The 18,965-nt window shown below is 66.3% G+C and carries 16 protein-coding genes; 10 read left to right on the top strand and 6 right to left on the bottom strand.

The genetic code is table 11. The annotated features are described in order from the left end of the window. Positions 1-143 precede the first annotated feature (143 nt). The 6 genes from LRP30_RS10160 (at position 144) to LRP30_RS10135 (ending at position 10,238) form a co-directional block, all read left to right on the top strand. Positions 144-1,142: a MoxR family ATPase gene (locus LRP30_RS10160; RefSeq protein ID WP_128935621.1), complete on the top strand. Its 999-nt coding sequence runs from the start codon at positions 144-146 to the stop codon at positions 1,140-1,142. Beyond that, positions 1,142-2,086, top strand: coding sequence for a DUF58 domain-containing protein (locus tag LRP30_RS10155; protein ID WP_249760229.1), 945 nt, complete (start codon positions 1,142-1,144; stop codon positions 2,084-2,086). The genes LRP30_RS10160 and LRP30_RS10155 overlap by 1 nt, the downstream gene beginning before the upstream one ends. Continuing rightward, positions 2,083-4,896 carry a DUF4159 domain-containing protein gene (locus LRP30_RS10150; RefSeq protein WP_249760228.1) on the top strand — a complete coding sequence of 938 codons (2,814 nt, stop codon included), beginning with the start codon at positions 2,083-2,085 and terminating at the stop codon, positions 4,894-4,896. Before LRP30_RS10155 ends, LRP30_RS10150 begins: the two co-directional genes overlap by 4 nt. 7 nt (positions 4,897-4,903) lie before the next feature. Further along, positions 4,904-6,967: a hypothetical protein gene (locus tag LRP30_RS10145; protein WP_249760227.1), complete on the top strand. Its 2,064-nt coding sequence runs from the start codon at positions 4,904-4,906 to the stop codon at positions 6,965-6,967. A 329-nt stretch (positions 6,968-7,296) separates the two neighbouring features. Next, positions 7,297-7,713 (top strand): DUF2946 family protein, encoded by a 417-nt coding sequence (locus tag LRP30_RS10140; protein WP_249760226.1) that lies wholly within the window; start codon positions 7,297-7,299, stop codon positions 7,711-7,713. Positions 7,714-7,856: 143 nt separating this feature from the next. After that, the gene (locus tag LRP30_RS10135) at positions 7,857-10,238 is read left to right on the top strand and encodes a TonB-dependent receptor (RefSeq protein ID WP_249760225.1); all 2,382 of its coding nucleotides are present in this window, start codon (positions 7,857-7,859) and stop codon (positions 10,236-10,238) included. A gap of 170 nt (positions 10,239-10,408) precedes the next feature. On the opposite strand, the gene LRP30_RS10130 is transcribed toward LRP30_RS10135, so the two are convergent. After that, positions 10,409-10,924 carry an N-acetyltransferase gene (locus LRP30_RS10130; RefSeq protein ID WP_249760224.1) on the bottom strand — a complete coding sequence of 172 codons (516 nt, stop codon included), beginning with the start codon at positions 10,922-10,924 and terminating at the stop codon, positions 10,409-10,411. A gap of 125 nt (positions 10,925-11,049) precedes the next feature. Next, positions 11,050-11,541 (bottom strand): NUDIX domain-containing protein, encoded by a 492-nt coding sequence (locus LRP30_RS10125; RefSeq protein WP_128935628.1) that lies wholly within the window; start codon positions 11,539-11,541, stop codon positions 11,050-11,052. 94 nt (positions 11,542-11,635) lie between these two features. Here LRP30_RS10125 and LRP30_RS10120 point away from each other — a divergent pair, with 94 nt between their 5' ends. After that, entirely contained in the window at positions 11,636-12,520 is an 885-nt protein-coding gene (locus LRP30_RS10120) for a metallophosphoesterase (RefSeq protein WP_128935629.1), read from the top strand. Between the two features lie 105 nt (positions 12,521-12,625). On the opposite strand, the gene LRP30_RS10115 is transcribed toward LRP30_RS10120, so the two are convergent. The 3 genes from LRP30_RS10115 to LRP30_RS10105 form a co-directional block, all read right to left on the bottom strand. Further along, positions 12,626-13,180 carry a hypothetical protein gene (locus LRP30_RS10115; RefSeq protein ID WP_164934386.1) on the bottom strand — a complete coding sequence of 185 codons (555 nt, stop codon included), beginning with the start codon at positions 13,178-13,180 and terminating at the stop codon, positions 12,626-12,628. A gap of 183 nt (positions 13,181-13,363) precedes the next feature. Next, complete coding sequence (locus LRP30_RS10110) at positions 13,364-13,573, bottom strand: hypothetical protein (RefSeq protein WP_128935631.1); 210 nt, start codon at positions 13,571-13,573, stop codon at positions 13,364-13,366. A 30-nt stretch (positions 13,574-13,603) separates the two neighbouring features. Next, a complete protein-coding gene (locus LRP30_RS10105; RefSeq protein ID WP_128935632.1) occupies positions 13,604-15,235 on the bottom strand; it encodes an isocitrate lyase in 1,632 nt (543 codons plus the stop codon). Between the two features lie 227 nt (positions 15,236-15,462). On the opposite strand from LRP30_RS10105, the gene LRP30_RS10100 reads away from it, so the two are divergent. Then, complete coding sequence (locus LRP30_RS10100) at positions 15,463-16,908, top strand: short-chain fatty acyl-CoA regulator family protein (protein WP_128935633.1); 1,446 nt, start codon at positions 15,463-15,465, stop codon at positions 16,906-16,908. 185 nt (positions 16,909-17,093) lie between these two features. On the opposite strand, the gene LRP30_RS10095 is transcribed toward LRP30_RS10100, so the two are convergent. Continuing rightward, the gene (locus tag LRP30_RS10095) at positions 17,094-17,387 is read right to left on the bottom strand and encodes an antibiotic biosynthesis monooxygenase (protein WP_249760223.1); all 294 of its coding nucleotides are present in this window, start codon (positions 17,385-17,387) and stop codon (positions 17,094-17,096) included. 226 nt (positions 17,388-17,613) lie between these two features. Between LRP30_RS10095 and LRP30_RS10090 the strand changes: the two genes are divergently transcribed. Continuing rightward, on the top strand, positions 17,614-18,420 hold the full coding sequence (locus LRP30_RS10090; protein WP_249760222.1) for a hypothetical protein: 807 nt from the start codon (positions 17,614-17,616) through the stop codon (positions 18,418-18,420). A 173-nt stretch (positions 18,421-18,593) separates the two neighbouring features. Then, on the top strand, positions 18,594-18,950 hold the full coding sequence (locus LRP30_RS10085) for a hypothetical protein (RefSeq protein ID WP_091898092.1): 357 nt from the start codon (positions 18,594-18,596) through the stop codon (positions 18,948-18,950). The last annotated feature ends 15 nt before the right edge of the window (positions 18,951-18,965 follow it).

Here is an 18,965-nt window from a genome sequence, read left to right as displayed (position 1 = left end):
AGGTTAATTCAACGAATACATGGCCTTCCTGCAAGTCTAGCATAGGGCCCATGATCCGACGGATGGCCTGACGTGATGTGCTGAGGTGAAGCGCTGACGTGACGACGCAGGCAAGCCGCGTGGCAGGCTGAAGGAGCGAGCGAATGGCGGAAAGTGTCGAGAAACTCGAGGACGGTATCGTCCGTTCGGCCGAGCAGGTGTCGGGCCAGATTCGCGCGGCGAAGGAAGCGATCGCATCCGTCATCTTCGGCCAGGATCGCGTGATCGAGAACACGCTCGTCACCATCCTCTCCGGCGGTCATGCGCTGCTGATCGGCGTCCCCGGCCTCGCCAAGACCAAGCTGGTCGAGACGCTCGGCGTCACGCTCGGCTTAGATGCCAAGCGCATCCAGTTCACGCCCGACCTGATGCCGTCGGACATTCTCGGCGCCGAGGTGCTAGACGAGAGCACCGCGGGCAGGCGTGCGTTCCGCTTCATTGCAGGTCCGGTGTTCGCGCAGCTCCTGATGGCCGACGAGATCAACCGCGCCAGTCCGCGCACGCAGTCGGCGCTGCTGCAGGCGATGCAGGAGCAGCACATCACGGTTGCGGGTGCGCGCCACGACCTGCCGAAGCCCTTCCACGTGCTCGCCACGCAAAACCCGCTGGAGCAGGAAGGCACCTATCCGCTGCCCGAGGCGCAGCTCGACCGCTTCCTGATGGAGATCGACGTCGACTATCCCGATCGCGACGCCGAGCGCCGCATCCTGTTCGAGACCACCGGCGCCGAGGAGACGCTGGCCAGGGGATCGATGACCGCCGATGCGCTGATCGCCGCGCAGCGGCTGATCCGCCGCCTGCCGGTCGGCGATTCCGTGGTGGAGGCGATCCTGTCGCTGGTGCGCTCGGCCCGTCCGGGTCCCGACGCCGGCGAAGCCGGCAAGTTCATCGCGTGGGGACCCGGCCCGCGCGCCAGCCAATCGCTGATGCTGGCTGTGCGCGCGCGTGCGCTGATCGACGGCCGTCTCGCGCCCTCGGTCGACGACGTGCTCGACCTCGCCGAGCCCGTGCTGAAGCACCGCATGGCGCTGACGTTCCAGGCGCGCGCGGAAGGACGCACGATTCCGGACGTGATCCGGCAATTGAAGACACGGATCGGTTGATGGCGGCAGAGAACGGGCACACAGCAAAGGAGATCATAGCGATCCGACGTGCCGATGGCGAAAGCCGCACGCTCGCCGCTTCGCTGCCGCGCCTGGTGCTCGAGGCCCGCCGTATCGCCGCCAACGTCATCCACGGCCTGCATGGAAGGCGCCGTGCCGGCTCCGGCGAAAGTTTCTGGCAGTACCGTCGCTTCGTCTCGGGCGAGCCGTCGCAGAACGTCGACTGGCGCCGCTCGGCGCGTGACGACCATCTTTACGTGCGCGAGCAGGAGTGGGAAGCCGCGCACACGGTCTGGATCTGGCCCGACCGCTCGCCCTCGATGGCCTTCGCCTCCAAGACCGCGCGCGAATCCAAGCTCGAACGCACGCTGATCGTCGCCTTCGCGCTGGCCGAGCTGCTGGTGTCCGGCGGCGAACGCGTCGGCATTCCCGGGCTGATGGCGCCGACCGCGAGCCGCAGCGTGATCGACAAGATGGCGCAGGCGATGCTGCCTGACGATGCCGAACGCCTCAGCCTGCCGCCGTCCTTCGTGCCCTCGGCGCTTGCCGAGACGATCGTGCTGTCGGATTTCTGGTCGCCGATCTCCGAGATCAGGGCCACGCTCGCAGGGCTCTCCGGCTCCGGCGCACATGGCACCATGGTGCAGATCGTCGATCCCGCCGAAGAGTCGTTTCCGTACTCCGGCCGCATCGAGTTCGTCGAGCCGGAAGGGTTCGGCGTGATCACCGCCGGCCGGGCCGAGAGCTGGGTGCAGGATTACACCGCGCGGCTCACGCTGCACCGCGACCAGATCCGCGCCGAGACCAACAAGCTCGACTGGCTGTTCACCACGCACGCGACCGACCGCTCGGCCGCCGAACTGCTGTTGTTCCTGCATGCCGGCCTGCAGGTGAGCAAGTCGGGCGCACGCACCACGACGATCAAGGCGGGGCCGGCCGCATGATGGGATTGCCGCTCGCCTTCACCGAACCACTGCTCCTGATCGGCCTCGTCAGCCTGCCCGTGCTGTGGTGGCTGCTGCGGGTGATGCCTCCGCGGCCGCGCCGGATCGAGTTTCCGCCGACACGGCTGTTGTTCGACATCGCGCCGCGCGAAGAGACGCCCTCGCGGACGCCGTGGTGGCTGACCGCGTTGCGCCTGCTCGCGGCGGCGCTGGTGATCTTCGCCGCCGCCGGCCTGATCTGGAATCCGCAGACGGGTCTTGCCGGCAGCAAGGCGCCGCTGATGATCATATTCGACGACGGCTGGAGCGCGGCATCGCATTGGGACGTCAGGATCAGGGCCGCCGACGAGCTGATCGCCAACGCCGACAATGACCGCCGCGCCATCGCGCTGGTGCCGCTGTCCGAGCCGAACCGCGACATCACCCTGATGCCGGCGGGCGCAGCGCGCGTCGCGCTGCGGCAGCTCGCGCCAAAGCCCTATTCGATCGACCGCGTCGAGACCCTGACCGCAATCGATCGTTTCCTCAAAGCCACCGGCGACTGCGAGATCGCCTGGCTCTCCGACGGCGTCGACACCGGCCGCGGCGAGGAATTCGTAGCTGGCCTCGGCAAGACCATCGGCGATCGCAGCCTGACCGTGTTCGAAGGCGGCACCTCCGCGCCGCTGGCGCTGGTCGCGGCCGAGAACGCCGCCGCCAGGATGACGGTGAAGGTGCTGCGCACCGACAGCGGCATCGCCGTCGGCACCGTGCGCGCGCTGGACCAGAAGGCCTCGCCGATCGGCGAAGCCCGCTATTCATTCGGCCCGCAGGACAAGGAGACCGACGCGGCGTTCGATCTGCCGGTCGAGCTGCGCAACGACATCACCCGGCTCGAGATCTCGGGCGAGCGCTCCGCCGGCGCGGTGCAGCTGCTGGACAAGCGCTGGCGCCGCCGCGCCATCGGCATCGTCTCGGGCTCGACCAGCGAGACCGCGCAGCCGCTGCTGGCGCCCACCTTCTATCTCACCCGCGCGCTGGCGCCGTTCGCCGACGTGCGGCTCGCCGACAAGGGCTCGCCGCAGCAGGGCATCACCCAGTTCCTCGACCAGAAGCTGCCGATGATCATCCTCGCCGATGTCGGCACCATCGCCCCTGAGCTGCGCGAGCGCCTCAATGCCTGGATCGATCAGGGCGGCGTGCTGGTGCGGTTCGCAGGGCCCCGGCTGGCGCAGGCCGAAGACGATCTCGTGCCGGTCAAGCTGCGCAAGGGCGGCCGCACGCTCGGCGGCAGCCTGACCTGGGAGAAGCCGCAGCATCTCGCCTCCTTCGCCGCCGACGGTCCGTTTGCCGGCGTCGTGGCCCCCAAGGACGTCACCGTGAGCCGCCAGGTGCTGGCCGAGCCCGACGCGGTGCTCGCCACCAAGAGCTGGGCCTCGCTGGAGGACGGCACGCCGCTGGTGACGGGCGAGCATCGCGGCAAGGGGCTGGTCAGCCTGTTCCACGTCAGCGCCGACATGCGCTGGTCGGATCTGCCGATGTCAGGCACCTTCGTCGAAATGCTGCGGCGGGTGGTCGACATGTCCGGCTACACGTCCAAGCCCGGCGCCGGGGTCGCGGCCGAGACGACCGCCGAGACGGTGGCGCCCCTGCACATCCTCGACGGCTTCGGCGCCTTCGGCCCGCCGCCGGCCACCGCAAAACCGCTGCCGGCGGATTATCGCGATCGCGCCACACCCGATCATCCGCCGGGCTTCTATGGTCCGGCCGAAGGACCGCTCGCCGTGAACACGCTTGCCGCCGCCGACCGCATCGCAGCCCTGAACACCGCGAGCCTGCGCGCCCGGCACGCCACCTACACCAACGCCGAGCCGCGCGACTTGCGCGGCTGGCTGCTGTCGACGGCGCTGGCATTGTTCCTGATCGACGCAATTATCGTCGCGCTGCTCGGCGGCGGGATTGCCGCGCTGCTGCGCCGCCGCGCTGCGCCAGCGATGATCGTCTTCGCGCTGGTGCTCGCAGGCGTCGCGGCGCTCTCGCCGACGCCGGCGCGCGCCGACGGCGTCACGGACGAGTTCGCGATGAAGGCGGTGTCGCAGACCCGCCTCGCCTATGTCGTGACGGGCAATGCCGACGTCGATTCCATCGTCAGGGCGGGGATGAACGGGCTGACGCTGTTCCTGGCGCAGCGCACCGCGCTCGAGGCCGGCGACCCCGTCGGCGTCAATCCCGCGCGCGACGAGCTCGCCTTCTTCCCGCTGATCTACTGGCCAATCGTGCCCGGGGCGCCCAAGCCGCCGCAGGATGCCATCAACAAGATCGACGCCTACATGAAGCAGGGCGGCACCGTGCTGTTCGACACCCGCGACGCGATCGAAGCACCGCCCGGCGCGAACGGCGCGGCGCAGACCCCGGCCATGCAGACGCTGCGCGAGATCCTGTCCTCGCTCGACGTGCCCGAGCTCGAGCCGGTGCCGCGCGAGCACGTGCTGACCAAGACCTTCTACCTGCTGCGCGACTTCCCCGGCCGCTTCGTCTCCGGCCAGACCTGGGTCGAGACCCTGCCGCGCGACGAGGACGAGGACAGCGCGCAGCGGCCGGCGCGCGGCGGCGACGGCGTCTCGCCGATCATCATCACCTCGAACGACCTTGCCGGCGCCTGGGCGGTGCGGCCCGACGGCCAGGCCATGCTGCCGGTGACCGGCGGCGACACCCGCCAGCGCGAATTCGCCTACCGCGCCGGCGCCAACATCGTGATGTACACCCTGACCGGCAACTACAAGGCCGACCAGGTGCACGCACCCGCCCTGATCGAACGGCTCGGGCAATAGGATAGATATGAATTACGGCATCGCGTTCACGCCGCTTGTTCCCGCGATCGTCCTCTGGCTTGCGCTGGCGGCGATCGTCATTGTCGCGCTCGTGCTGCTGCTGGCGCGCGCACGCGGCGCCGCCGTGCGTGTGGCCGCGTTGGCGCTGTTCCTGCTGGCGCTCGCCAATCCCTCCTTCACCCGCGAGGATCGCGATCCCCTCACCTCGGTCGCCGCCGTCGTCGTCGACAAGAGCCCGAGCCAGAATTTCGGCAACCGCAATCGCGAGGCCGCGCAAGCGCAGGAAGCTCTGGTCGACAGCCTGAAGAAGATCAAGGGCCTCGAAGTCCGCGTCGTCGATGCCGGACAGGCCGACGGTGAGACCGACGGCACGAAACTGTTCGGCGCCCTCGCCTCGGCCTTGTCGGACGTGCCGGTCGACCGCGTCGCCGGCGCGTTCCTGATCACCGACGGCCGCGTCCACGACATTCCGGCGAACGCCGCCGCGCTCGGCTTCCAGGCGCCGGTGCAAGCGCTGGTCACCGGGCAGAAGGACGAGCGCGACCGCCGCATCGCGATCACGGCAGCGCCGCGCTTCGGCATCGTCGGGCAGACCCAGACCATCAGCTACCGCCTCGACGACCAGGGCGTCTCCGGCGAGCGTGCCAAGGTCACGGTCCGCAGGGACGGCGAGGTCATCAACGAGCGCACGCTGTCGAGCGGCCAGGCCGCGAGCGTCGACGTCGACATCAAGCATGCCGGTCCGAACATCGTCGAGATCGAGGCCTCGCCGCTCGAACGAGAATTGACGCCGGTGAACAACCGCGCGGTCGTTGCCATCGACGGCGTGCGCGACAAGCTGCGCGTGCTCTTGGTCTCGGGCGAGCCGCATTCGGGTGAGCGCACCTGGCGCAATCTGCTCAAATCCGACGCCAGCGTCGATCTCGTGCATTTCACCATTCTGCGTCCGCCGGAGAAGCAGGACGGCACGCCGATCAACGAATTGTCGCTGATCGCGTTTCCGACCCGCGAGCTGTTCCAGCAGAAGATCAACGAATTCCAGCTGATCATCTTCGACCGCTACGCCCGCCAGGGCGTGCTGCCGATCGCCTATTTCGACAACATCGCGCGTTATGTGCGCTCCGGCGGCGCGGTGCTGGTCTCGGCCGGCCCCGACTACGCCTCCAACACCAGCATCTGGCGCACGCCGCTGGATTCGGTGTTGCCGGCCGAGCCCGTCGGCGTGACGGAAAAGCCGTTCTATGCGCATCTGTCAGACATCGGCAAACGCCATCCCGTCACGCGCGGGCTGGAGGGCTCGGGATCCGAGCCGCCGCATTGGAGCCGGTTCTTCCGCACTGTCGACACCCGCAATGCGGTCAACCCCCCTGTGATGACCGGGGTCGACGGCAAGCCGCTGCTGTTCCTGTCGCGCTTTGGGGAGGGCCGCGTTGCGCTGCTACTGTCCGATCACATCTGGCTATGGGCGCGCGGCTATGAGGGCGGCGGCCCGCATCTCGACCTGCTCAGGCGGATGTCGCACTGGCTGATGAAGCAGCCGGATCTCGATGAAGAAGCGCTGCGCCTCCAGGTGCAGGGCAAGGATCTCATGGTGGTGCGCCAGACCATGTCGGACAGCGTCCAGCCGGTGAACGTGACCTCGCCGTCGGGCGTGTCGCACGACCTGACGCTCAGCCCCGGCGATCCCGGCGAGTGGCGCGCCAGCCTGCCGGCGAACGAGCTCGGCCTGTGGCAGGCCACCGACGGCACGCTGAAGGCGCTGATCAATGTCGGCCCGACCAATCCGAAGGAGTTTTCGGAAGTCACCTCTACCACCGAGACGTTGAAGCCGCTGACCCAGGCGACCGGCGGCAACGCCGTGCGCGTGGCCAGTGGCTCCAGCGTCGAGCTGCCGCGCATCCTGCCGGTGCGCTCCACCAGCGTCTTCCACGGCGACGGCTGGATGGGCGTGCGGATGCGCGATGCCAGCGTCGTGAAGGGCGTCGGCGTGCTGCCCATCTTCGCCGGCCTGATCGGCCTGTTGCTGCTGCTCGGCGCCTTCGCCGCGACCTGGGTCCGCGAGGGGCGGTGATCTCTTGGTCGGGGCCTCGTTCAACCTCTCCCGCTTGCGGGAGAGGTTGGCGCGAAGCGCCGGGTGAGGGTTCTCTCCAAACAGGGGGTCTCGCCTTTCGAAGACACCCTCTCCCCAGCCCTCGCCCGCAAGCGGGAGAGGGAGCGCACCTTCTGCGTTGCTGCATCAGGCCTAATCTCAATCCACTCTAGTTGCCGGAACGACACATTGGGTCGGCGGCCTGCGCGCGCCGATCCGCCCGCCGTTGACATCCGCTGATCGATCGGGCGATGTTATATTGTAACGCCGCGATGCCAGGGGATTGGCCGCGCGGTGTGGGGCGCTTTCGGATGAAATGGTTTCGGTCAAATGTGAGGCACGGTGCCCGGCTCGCGCTGTTCGCGATGCTGGTGCAGTTCGCGCTGACGTTCGGCCATAGCCACTGGTTCGCGCAGGCCGCGCCCCTCGCCCAATCCTCGCTGCAGCAGACGGACAGCGCCAAGGACATCGCCAAGGGCGTTGCTGCGATGGACCGCGCCGCGGTCCAGAAGCAATCGCCCGCCCGTCCTGACCGCGAGCATCCCGGCGACGACAATTGCGCGATCTGCGCCGTCGTCGCGATGGCGGGCACAATCGTGTTCGCGACGCCGCCGGTGCTGCTGCTGCCGCGGGCGATCGAACTGCTCCACCGCACCACCGATGCCGAATTCATCCATCTGAAATCGGCCGGCACGGCGTTCCAGCCACGCGCCCCTCCTGCGTCCTGACCTCCAACGCTTGATCATGCCCAGCCTCGCCGCATGGCGGCGAATGCCTGGGAGAAGTTGAAGTCGAATTCCGTCGCGCTGCGACGGCAGGCCGCCTCCGATCAGCAGACAATCATGCGGACGGCCTGGCTGGAATCAGGACCATGTCATTTCAATTGCGACGCGCGCAGCGCCTTGGCGGAGCAAGCCTGCTCCTGCTCGGCGTCGCCGCCACGCCCGCCTTCGCCCAAGAGCCGGCACAACAGCCTGCGCAAGACAAATCGTCGACCGAGATCCCGGCCGTCACCGTGACGGCGCCGAGCCCGATCGTGCGCCGAGCGGTGGTGCCGTCGCGGACCCCGGGTCGCGGCACGCGAACCGCGCGGGTGCGCAGCCGGCAACAAACGGCGGAAGCCCCGCCCGCAGCCCCCGCGCCCGCCGCGCCTCAGCAGGGCGTGCTGCCTATCGTGACCAACCAGTTCGCGACCGTCACGGTGGTGCCGAATGAAGAGATCCGCCGCGAGGGCGGCGGTCAACTCGGCGATCTCCTGTTCTCCAAGCCCGGCATTACCGGCTCGAGCTTCGCGCCCGGCGCCTCCAGCCGGCCGATCATCCGGGGCCTCGATGTCAACCGCGTCGGCATCGTCGAGAACGGCACCAATGGCGGTGGCGCGTCCGATCTCGGCGAGGATCATTTCGTCCCGATCGATCCGCTCGCCACCAACCAGGTCGAAGTGGTGCGCGGGCCGGCCGCGCTGCGCTACGGCTCGACCTCGATCGGCGGCGTCGTCAGCGCCACCAACAACCGGATTCCGGACGCGATGCCGTCCTGCGCGCCATCGTTCCAGGCCTACGGCCTGCCGACCAAAGCCCCGCTCGCGAGCGCCGCGACCTCGCCTTGCGTCACCGCCGAGACGCGCACCGCGTTCAGCTCGGTCGATCGCGGCGTCGAAAGCGGCGTGCTGCTCGATACCGGCGGCGGCAATTTTGCATTCCACGCCGACGCCTATGGCCGCACGACCTCCGACTATTACATCCCGAGCTATCCCTATCTCACCGACCAGTCGCGCCCCGTGAACGGTCGCCAGCCCAACTCGGCGACGCGCTCCGACGGCGCCTCGATCGGCGGCTCCTACTTCTTCCAGGGCGGCTATATCGGCGCGTCGATCACCCAGAACGACTCGCTCTACCACATCCCCGGCATCGACGGCGCCGACCACAACACGCGGATCGACGGCCACCAGACCAAGATCAACGTCAAAGGCGAGTACCATCCCGACGCGGCCGCGATCGATGCCGTCCGCTTCTGGGCCGGCGCGACGGATTACCGGCACAACGAGATCGGCCTTGCCGATCCCGCTGACCTGAGCAGCGACGGCATCAGGCAGACCTTCACCAACAAGGAGCAGGAGATCCGCACCGAGGTGCAGCTGATGCCGTTCAACGCCCGCTTCGCCGAGGTGACGACGGCGCTGGGCTTCCAGGTCGGGCATCAGGAATTGAGCGCGCCGAGCCCCGACAATCCCGGCACGCTGTTCAACGGCCTGTGGGACCCCAACAACAGCACCCGCGTTGCCGGTTACGCCTTCAACGAGTTCAAGTTCACGGAGGCGACGCGGGCGCAGATCGCCGGCCGTATCGAGCATGTCGAGCTGCACGGCACGACGCCGGACTTCCCCGCCGATTACCTGCCCGACGGCACGCCACAGGCGGCGATCTCGCGCAATCCGTCCTTCACGCCGAAGAGCGGCAGCATCGGCCTGTTGCAGGACCTGCCGGGCGGCATGGTCGGCAGCATCACCGCACAATATGTCGAGCGCGCGCCGAAGGCGGCCGAGCTGTTTTCCCGCGGCGGCCACGACGCGACCGCGACCTTCGACATCGGCAATCCGAACCTCACCATCGAGACCGCGAAATCGGTCGAGCTCGGCGTGCGCAAGGCGACGGGGCCGTTCCGGTTCGAGGCGACGGTCTACTACACGCATTTCGACAATTTCATCTTCCGCCGTCTCACCGGCGTGTCCTGCGACGACGACTTTGCGTCCTGCGGCACGCCGGGCGCCGAGCTGAACCAGGCGGTCTACTCGCAACGCAATGCGAATTTCCGCGGCGGCGAATTCCAGTCGCAGCTCGACGTCGGCGCGTTCCAGGGCGGCATCTGGGGCATCGAGAACCAGCTCGATTTCGTCCGCGCCACCTTCAGCGACGGCACCAACGTGCCGCGGATTCCGCCGCTCAGAATGGGCGGCGGCGTGTTCTGGCGCGACGACAACTGGCTGATGCGCGTCAACCTGCTGCATGCCTTCGCGCAGAACAACGTCGCGGTGATCGCGGAGACGCCGACGGCGGGCTACAATCTGCTGAAGGCCGAAGTCAGCTACAAGACCAAGCTCGACCGCAACTGGTTCGGCGCACGCGAGATGATGGCCGGCATCGTCGGCAACAATCTCCTCAACGAGAACATCCGCAACTCGGTGTCCTACACCAAGGACGAGGTGTTAATGCCCGGCATCGGCGTCAGGGCATTCGCGAACTTCAAGTTCTGATCTCGTGTCAGTCGGGGCCTACGGCCCCCGACATACATTGTCATTGCGAGGAGCCCTTGCGACGAAGCAATCCAGGCTGCTTTTGCGGAAAGATTCTGGATTGCTTCGCTGCGCTCGCAATGACGGTGTATGAGGCAACGCCGCGCTTCCAATTCGCAGCGTCGTAGCCCCTACCCCCGCGCCTTGCTCCAGTCGGGACCGACCGCGCCCGACACGCCTTCGAAAGCGCCGTCGACGAGCTCGAACACCAGGATACGGGCGGCGTCGACCGGGCCCGGCATGGTGACGCGGCCCTTGGGGACCGGCTTGAAGCCGACCCGGCTGTAATAGGGCTCGTCGCCGACCAGGAGCACGATGGCGTGGCCTTTTTCCTTGGCGTCCTTCAGCGCGCGCTCCATCAACAGACGGCCGATGCCGCGGTCGCGGAACGGCGGCTCGACGGTGAGCGGCCCGAGCAGCAGCGCCGGCGTGTCGCCGATCAGGATCGGCAATTGCCTGACCGAGCCGACCAGCAGCGTGCCGATGCGCGCGGTGAAGGACAGTTCGAGCAGATGGTCGACGTGCTCGCGAATCCGATAGGCGCTGAGCACGAAGCGGCCGGGACCAAAGGTGCGCTCGTGCAGCCGTTCGATCGCCTGGGCGTCGCCGGCGGCCTCGGGAAAGATGGTGAGTGAGAGATCGGTCATGTCAGTTGGCGGGATAGCACCTGAACGCAGCGCGGTCCATCGGGCAGCAAAGATGCTCAGTTCCTTTTCAGCGCCGGCGGGAGAGGTGTTCTGACTCGCCGTTGAACGACCAGTACAGCCCGCCCTCAGCGCCACGTCGCAATCAGGGGCTTGCCGCCCAGCACTTCCGCGATCCGCAGCCGTGTGCCGGGCGTGGTCCCCTCGGGCAGCGCCGTGATCGCGAAGTACCCGCATTCGACGATCTCGTGATTGGGCGCGGGCAGGCGGTCCTGACTGAACTGCCTGACGACGTAGACCGCGACATGGTCGCGGCGGGAGACGTGGCTGTTGAGGAAGATGCCGTGCAGCACGGCATCTCCGATCAGATCGATGTCACCCTCCTCCTTGAGCTCGCGCCGTAGCGCGTGCGCCATGGTCTCGCCGAAATCGACGCCGCCGCCGGGCAGGTACCAGCCGCTGACGTAGCTGTGCCTGACCAGGAACACCCGGTTCTCCGCGTCCAGCACCACGGCGCGGACGCCGAGCGTCATGCCGCGGACCAACAGGAAATAGACATGGAAGAGGCGCCGCAGCAGCGGCTCGAATTTTCGTCGAATGGTGTTCAGACGTTCTCCCATCAGGCTTTCCTTGACACCCCCTTTTGAGGCCCTGCTTGCGCGCCGGCTGCGACCTTGCCATTACAGCGGAGCAATAGCGAGGCAATCGCGCGCCATGGCCCCCTTCACGCTCGCCCATCTGTCCGATCCGCATCTGCCGCCACTGCCGGAGCCGCGGCTGATCGAACTCGCCGGCAAGCGCGCGCTCGGTTACGTCAACTGGACGCGCAATCGGCACAAATACCAGCGCCGTGAGGTGCTCGACGCGCTGGTTGCCGACATGAAGGCGCAGGCGCCCGACCACATCGCGGTAACGGGCGATCTCGTCAACCTCGCGCTGGAAGCCGAATTCGCGCCGGCCCTGGCCTGGCTCGAAAGCGTCGGCCCGCCCGACCGCGTCACCGCGATCCCCGGTAATCACGATGCCTATGTCAGCGCGACGCGTCATCGTTTCGGCGAGACGTTCCTGCACTACATCGCCGCGGACACGCCCGACACTGTGGCTTTCCCAGCCGTCCGTCGGCGTGGGCCGCTGGCGCTGATCAGCCTGTCGACGGCGGTGCCGACCCTGCCGCTGATGGCGACGGGCACGCTCGGGCGCGATCAGCTCGCGTCGCTCGAACAGGTTCTCGACCGGCTCGCCGCGGAAGACGTCTTCCGCGTGCTGCTGGTGCACCACCCACTGAAATCCGTCGCGCGCCAGAAGCGGATGACGGACGCGGCCGAGCTGCTGGCACTGTTGAAACGCCACGGCGTCGAGTTGATCCTGCACGGGCACGACCACATTCATTCGACGATGTGGTTCGAGGGCCCGAACGGCAACATCCCTGCGGTCGGCGTGCCCTCCGCCTCCGCGCTCGCGCACGGACGCTACCCGGCGGCGGCGTATAATCTGTTCACGATCGAGAAGGACAATGCCGGCTGGCGTTGCGAGCAGACGGTGCGGAGCTTGGGGGCCGGATTCCAGATCGGACAGATCAAGCATACGCGGTTGATTTAGTTCACCGTCATTGCGAGCGCAGCGAAGCAATCCAGAGTCCCTCCGCGGAAAGATTCCTGGATTGCTTCGTCGCAAGGGCTCCTCGCAATGACGACGGAGAGAGCCTCACCAGCTCCGCAGGGCCGCCAGCAAGGCGACGCCGAACAAGGCGGCGGCGCCGAGGATGAAGCCAAACACGAACGGCCACAGGCGCGAGCGGCGCGGCGGCTCGGTGGCCGGTGCTTGCGGTTCGGGCGGGACCACCATCGCATGCTCGCGCTCGATCATGCGACGCGCGACATAGTCGGTGACGGCCTCGACGATAACAGCGGTGTCGTGCGATTCGGCGAGCACGATGCGGCCGAAGCGGGTGTCCTGGACGAAGCGGTACATCCGCTTGTCACGCCCCATCATGATATGGGCGACGACGTCGATCCAGAGCCTGGGCGTATCGCCTTGGCTGATGCCGCGGTCGAACAGGTCGATCTTATCAGGCACCTGCGCGAACAGGGGATCGAGCGCGTCGTTGAGGATTTCGAGCCGGGCGACCTCGGCGTCCCTGAGATCGACGACCACGCCGGTCCGGTCGGCGGCCTCGATCCGGGCGCGCAACAGCGCATCGCGCAGCCGCACCGGGCGCGGCTGGCTGGGATGGATTCCGCTGGTTTCGGGCTCTGACATTGTCGGCCTCGTCCTCAAACACCATGGTTAACCTATCAGCAACCACAGCGTCCGCAAAGGGCCCACAATTCCAGATACTTACGGCACCCACAGACGTTTCACCCGTGCCAAAAACAGACGATCCCACCCAGGCAGGGCCTGGATGGGACCATCCGTCCTTGGACGTCTTCTTAGTTCAGTGCGTCAGGCTGGGACCCGCGACGGCTCTTCCACGATGGAGAAGCGGACGCCGGCCTTGTGGCGGCTCTCCTCCGACACCTCGCGCCAGCAGTCCTCGGCTTCCTTGCGGGTCTTGAACGGACCTTTGACCTGGGCCGAGCCTTCCACGAGCTTGTGGAAGTTCATCGAACCGAACTCGCCCCCGATCACCCAGAAATTGCTGCCTGTGGTCATTGTCAGTCTCCTGTCGAAGTGCCTGATGCGTTAGCCGAACTGGTTCATCGTGTTGTGGACGCCACCCGCCTTCAGGGCAGCTTCGCCGGCGAAGTACTCCTTGTGGTCGTCGCCGATATCGGAACCGGCCATGTTCTGGTGCTTCACGCAGGCGATGCCCTGACGGATCTCGGCGCGCTGGACGTTCTTGACGTAACCGAGCATGCCCTGCTCGCCGAAATACTCGCGTGCGAGATTGTCGGTCGAGAGCGCCGCCGTGTGATAGGTCGGCAACGTGATCAGGTGATGGAAGATGCCGGCACGCTTGGCCGAATCCGCCTGGAAGGTGCGGATTCGCTCGTCGGCTTCCTTCGCCAGCGGCGTGTCGTCATACTCCGCCTTCATCAGCTCGGCGCGGTTGTACTGGCTGACGTCCTTGCCGGCTTCCTTCATCGCATCGTAGACCTGCCAACGGAAGTTGAGGGTCCAGTTGAACGACGGCGAGTTGTTGTAGGCCAGCTTCGCATTCGGAACGACCTTGCGGATGCGGTCGACCATCTTGGCGATCTGCTCGATATGCGGCTTCTCGGTCTCGATCCAGAGCAGGTCGGCGCCGTTCTGGAGCGAGGTGATGCAGTCCAGCACGCAGCGGTCTTCGCCGGTGCCGGGGCGGAACTGGTAGAGGTTGGAAGGCAGCCGCTTCGGACGCATCATCTTGCCGTTGCGGTTGATGATGACGTCGCCATTCTTGGCGTTCTCCGCCGTCACTTCCTCGCAATCCAGGAAGCTGTTGTACTGGTCGCCGATGTCGCCGGGCTTGTGGCTGACGGCGATCTGCTGCGTCAGGCCGGCGCCGAGCGAGTCGGTGCGGGTCACGACGACGCCGTCTTCGACGCCGAGCTCGAGGAAGGCGTGGCGGCAGGCCCGGATCTTCGCGAGGAAGACGTCATGCGGCACGGTGACCTTGCCGTCCTGATGGCCGCACTGCTTCTCGTCTGAGACCTGGTTCTCGATCTGAAGCGCGCAGGCGCCCGCCTCGATCATCTTCTTGGCGAGCAGATAGGTCGCCTCCGCGTTGCCGAAGCCGGCATCGATGTCGGCGATGACGGGCACGACGTGGGTCTGGAAGTTGTCGATCTTCCCGATCAGCTCCTTCTCCCTGACCTTGTCGCCTTCCTTGCGCGCCTTGTCGAGCGCGCGGAAGATGTCGTTGAGCTCGCGGGAATCCGCCTGACGCAGGAAGGTGTAGAGCTCCTCGATCAGCGCCGGCACCGAGGTCTTCTCGTGCATCGACTGGTCGGGCAGCGGGCCGAATTCGGAGCGCAGCGCGGCGATCATCCAGCCCGAGAGATACAGGTAGGTGCGATCGGTCTTGCCAAAGTGCTTCTTGACCGAGATCAGCTTCTGCTGGGCGATGAAGCCGTGCCAGCAGCCCAGCGACTGGGTGTACTTGGTGGGGTCGCCGTCATAGGCGGCCATGTCGGCCCGCATCAAGGCCGCGGTGTAGCGGGCGACGTCGAGGCCGGTCTTGAAGCGGTTCTGCAGGCGCATGCGTGCGACGGCCTCGGCCGTCACCCCGTTCCAGGTCGGCTGGGTCTTAAGAAGCGTCTGAGCCGCCTCGACCTCGCTCTGATACGAAGCCGGGCGCAGGAGGGGGCTGATGCCGCGGGGCTGATAATTCATGGCCTGATCCTTTTCGCTGACGACGACTGTTTTGCCATCGACATTTTTGACAGTGCATTGCGAAATGCGTGTCAGGAGCTAAACGCGAAAACGGAAACTTCGTACAGGCGCCTTGTTTTTTATTGGTGATGTCATGTAACATCGGAACATGTAATAGATGTTATTTTGTAAATGCTGTTAAGAATTTAGGTCAACGAGACTGTCCTTGATGTACACGGAGACCTGAAATGGCCGCCGATTCCGGCAAGAAACTCTTCGTCGGTCCGCGCTTCCGGCGCATCCGGCAGCAGTTGGGGCTGTCGCAGACCCAGATCGCCGAAGGGCTCTCGATCTCGCCGAGCTATGTCAACCTGATCGAGCGCAACCAGCGCCCGGTGACGGCGCAGATCCTGCTGCGGCTGGCCGAGACCTATGACCTCGACCTGCGCGACCTCGCCACCGCCGACGAGGACCGCTTCTTTGCCGAGCTCAACGAGATCTTCTCCGATCCGTTGTTCCGCCAGATCGACGTTCCCAAGCAGGAGCTGCGCGACCTCGCCGAGCTCTGCCCGGGCGTGACCCATGCGCTGCAACGGCTCTATGCGGCCTATACCGAGGCACGTCAGGGCGAGACGCTGGCGGCGGCGCAAATGGCCGACCGCGACGTCGGCACGCGCTACGAGGCCAATCCGGTCGAGCGCGTGCGCGAGCTGATCGAGGCCAACCGCAACTATTTCCCGGAGCTGGAGCAGGCCGCGGAAACTCTTCGCGACGAGTTGAACGTGCCGGCCGAAGGGCTCTACGCGGCGCTGGCCGCGCGCTTGCGCGAAAAGCATTCGATCCAGACCCGCATCATGCCCGTCGACGTGATGCGCGAGACACTCCGGCGGTTCGACCGCCACCGCCGCCAGCTCCTGATCTCCGAGCTGGTCGACCCGCCCGGCCGCGCGTTCCAGCTCGCCTTCCAGCTGGGCCTAGGTGAATGCGCGCAGCATCTGGAGACCATCATCGGTCGATCCGGCCCGCTCGACGACGCGCCGCGGCGACTGTTCCGCATCACGCTCGGCAATTACTTTGCAGCCGCTGTCATGATGCCCTACCCGGCATTCCTCGCCGCGGCCGAGGCGCTCAATTACGACATCCACGTGCTGGCGCAGCGCTTCAATTCCGGCTTCGAGCAGGTCTGCCATCGCCTCACGACATTGCAGCGGCCGAACGCGCGCGGCATTCCGTTCTTCCTGCTCCGTGTCGACAATGCCGGCAACGTCTCGAAGCGCTTCTCGTCAGGCACGTTCCCGTTCTCGAAATTCGGCGGCACCTGCCCCTTGTGGAACGTGCACTCGACCTTCGACACGCCGGACCGCCTGCTCAAGCAGGTGATCGAGCTTCCCGACGGCACGCGCTATTTCTCGATCGCGCAGATGGTGCGCCGCCCGGTCGCGCCGCATCCGCTGCCACAGCCGCGCTTCGCCATCGGCCTCGGCTGCGAGATCCGTCACGCCGCGCGCCTGACCTACGCCGCGGGCATCGACCTGGAGAAGACCGAAGGCACGCCGATCGGCGTCAACTGCCGTCTCTGCGAGCGCGAAAACTGCGCCCAGCGCGCCGAGCCGCCGATCACGCGCACGCTGATCCTGGACGAGACGACGAGAAGGGTGAGTTCGTTTGCGTTTTCGAATGCACGGGAGTTGTGAGGGGTGTTCGATGGCAAGCGTGCACCACACACCACCGTCGTCCTGGACAAGCGAAGCGCAGATCCAGGACCCATTACCCCAAGATCGAGTTTGGCGTCACTACGATCTCGCGCCACAACTACTCCCTGGGGTAATGGGTCCTGGCTTTCGCCAGGACGATGTTGGGGACATAGCTCGCGCTTAAATCACGCCAGCGTATGCACGATCACCGGCCCGGCCACGGCGCGGGCGTCGCCGGCGAGCAGCGGCCCCAGATCCTTCTCGATCCAGGCGATCGCGCGCCGGTTCGCCTCCTCCGCCTGCTCGAACTTGTCGAAGATCGAGATCGCGGTCACCGTGTCGTCGCCGGCATAGACGACGTAATAGGCGCGGAAACCGTCGACGTCGCTGATGATCGGAACGGCGCCGTCCTTGATGCGGCGCGCCAGCTCTTCCGCACTCCCGCTTTTCGCCTTGGCCTGACGGATGGCGGCATACATGGCATCCTCCTTCCGGCTACTGATGTGAGGGCCCGGTGCCCGAAGCGGATGTTACGCCGAAGCGCGCCGCCAATCCACGCTTGGTTAACCCCGCCCTAATCCGCCTCCACGATCTGCAACCAAGGATTAAGCACGCCTCAACATCGGTGCCTTAGTCTTGCCCCACTCACTTTTCGCAAACAACGGTGGCCTATCCTGCCGGCGAAGTGAGATCAGGGGGTTCATCATGCGCATTGCGTTGCTGCTGACCGCAACCATCGTCGGCGCGCTCTTCGCCAATCCATCCATTGCCGGATCGCTCGATGCGTCCACTGACGCAGCGCAGCCGCTGCCGCCAGGCTTCCAGAGCTACCGCGGCTACATGTTCGACCTGTCCGAGAATCGCGACCGCAAGGATGTCGACAAGCTCACCGACAATCTGAAGAGCCAGATCGACGTCGTCGAAGGCGTCGGCCTGTCGCCGCGCGTGCTGCGCTTCTTCCACACCGTTCCGATCGTCGCGAGCGAGCTGGCCTGCCTCGACGAAGGTGCCGCGACCGCGTGCTACGGCCGGGTCACGCCGGACATCCAGCGCAGCGCGCCCCGGACGCTGACGGTCTGGGACCCCGGCAAGCAGCGCTGGACCAATCCCAATGCCATCGATCTCGCGGTCGATTCGGGCCTCGGCGTGATCATGCTGCGGCCCGACATGATGCGTTACGAGAAGGAGGCCGTGCTGCTGCACGAGCTGCTGCACGCCTATCACGCGCGGCTGTTGCCGGACGGCTACGCCAACAAGGGCGTGATCGCCTACTATGCCCTGGCCAAGTCCAAGGACCTGCTGCCCAAGGAATCCTATGCGCTGAAGAATCCCATGGAGTTCTTTGCCGTGACCGCGAGCATCTTCCTCTCCGGAAAGAGCGAATTCCACGATCCGAAGTCGCGCGAGACGCTCAAGGAGAAGATGCCGGACTATTACAAATATCTGGTCGGCGTGTTCGGCTTCGATCCCGACCCGGCAGCCTCGAGCGGTCCGGTCGCCTCGCTGAAGTGAGGCAGACGTCGCGCGTCCTGCGCCAGACCACATCAGAGCCGCGCGAAATGCGCGGCTTTTTTGTTTTGTCAGCCGGAAGCTGCGGATGACGCGCAGGCGGCAATTGCCAAGGCGGGGCTCGATCTGCATAGTCCCGCCCGCATCGATACCGTTTTCGAAGGGGATAGAACAACATGGCGGACGCCGACCTGGATGTCGTGATCCGGCAACTGGCCAGACAGCTGCATACGGGCCTGATGACCCGCGCCAAGGAGCGGCGGGATCGCTTCAACGGCCTTGCGGCCAAGGCCAAGGGCAAGGAGACCAGCGACCGCTTCAAGATGATGGCCAAGGCCACCCTGGAGCAGGCCACCGCCGCCGCCAAGCGCCTGCAGATGTCCGCCGACAACGTCGCCGACAGCTACGCCCGCGCCATGCGCCTCGCCGCCAGCACGCCGGTTGCGGCCAAGGTGGAGAAGAAGGCGAAGGAAGAGAAGCCGGCGAAGAAGGCTGCCAAGGCGAAGAAGGCAAAAGCCAAGAAGGCGAAGTAAGGCGCGGCGCTTATC

It is taken from the genome of Bradyrhizobium sp. C-145 (assembly GCF_023375135.1).
Lineage (GTDB): Bacteria > Pseudomonadota > Alphaproteobacteria > Rhizobiales > Xanthobacteraceae > Bradyrhizobium > Bradyrhizobium zhanjiangense.
This window is presented reverse-complemented; position numbering and strand designations above follow the sequence as displayed.

What these genes read in the sequence shown, in the direction of transcription:
- LRP30_RS10115 (WP_164934386.1), bottom strand. Translation starts at nt 13,180, where the DNA reads ATGTCAGAGCCCGAAACCAGCGGAATCCATCCCAGCCAGCCGCGCCCG.
- LRP30_RS10105 (WP_128935632.1), bottom strand. Translation starts at nt 15,235, where the DNA reads ATGAATTATCAGCCCCGCGGCATCAGCCCCCTCCTGCGCCCGGCTTCG.
- LRP30_RS10160 (WP_128935621.1), top strand. Translation starts at nt 144, where the DNA reads ATGGCGGAAAGTGTCGAGAAACTCGAGGACGGTATCGTCCGTTCGGCC.
- LRP30_RS10100 (WP_128935633.1), top strand. Translation starts at nt 15,463, where the DNA reads ATGGCCGCCGATTCCGGCAAGAAACTCTTCGTCGGTCCGCGCTTCCGG.
- LRP30_RS10125 (WP_128935628.1), bottom strand. Translation starts at nt 11,541, where the DNA reads ATGGGAGAACGTCTGAACACCATTCGACGAAAATTCGAGCCGCTGCTG.
- LRP30_RS10090 (WP_249760222.1), top strand. Translation starts at nt 17,614, where the DNA reads ATGCGCATTGCGTTGCTGCTGACCGCAACCATCGTCGGCGCGCTCTTC.
- LRP30_RS10140 (WP_249760226.1), top strand. Translation starts at nt 7,297, where the DNA reads ATGAAATGGTTTCGGTCAAATGTGAGGCACGGTGCCCGGCTCGCGCTG.
- LRP30_RS10155 (WP_249760229.1), top strand. Translation starts at nt 1,142, where the DNA reads ATGGCGGCAGAGAACGGGCACACAGCAAAGGAGATCATAGCGATCCGA.
- LRP30_RS10135 (WP_249760225.1), top strand. Translation starts at nt 7,857, where the DNA reads ATGTCATTTCAATTGCGACGCGCGCAGCGCCTTGGCGGAGCAAGCCTG.
- LRP30_RS10145 (WP_249760227.1), top strand. Translation starts at nt 4,904, where the DNA reads ATGAATTACGGCATCGCGTTCACGCCGCTTGTTCCCGCGATCGTCCTC.
- LRP30_RS10130 (WP_249760224.1), bottom strand. Translation starts at nt 10,924, where the DNA reads ATGACCGATCTCTCACTCACCATCTTTCCCGAGGCCGCCGGCGACGCC.
- LRP30_RS10085 (WP_091898092.1), top strand. Translation starts at nt 18,594, where the DNA reads ATGGCGGACGCCGACCTGGATGTCGTGATCCGGCAACTGGCCAGACAG.
- LRP30_RS10095 (WP_249760223.1), bottom strand. Translation starts at nt 17,387, where the DNA reads ATGTATGCCGCCATCCGTCAGGCCAAGGCGAAAAGCGGGAGTGCGGAA.
- LRP30_RS10110 (WP_128935631.1), bottom strand. Translation starts at nt 13,573, where the DNA reads ATGACCACAGGCAGCAATTTCTGGGTGATCGGGGGCGAGTTCGGTTCG.
- LRP30_RS10150 (WP_249760228.1), top strand. Translation starts at nt 2,083, where the DNA reads ATGATGGGATTGCCGCTCGCCTTCACCGAACCACTGCTCCTGATCGGC.
- LRP30_RS10120 (WP_128935629.1), top strand. Translation starts at nt 11,636, where the DNA reads ATGGCCCCCTTCACGCTCGCCCATCTGTCCGATCCGCATCTGCCGCCA.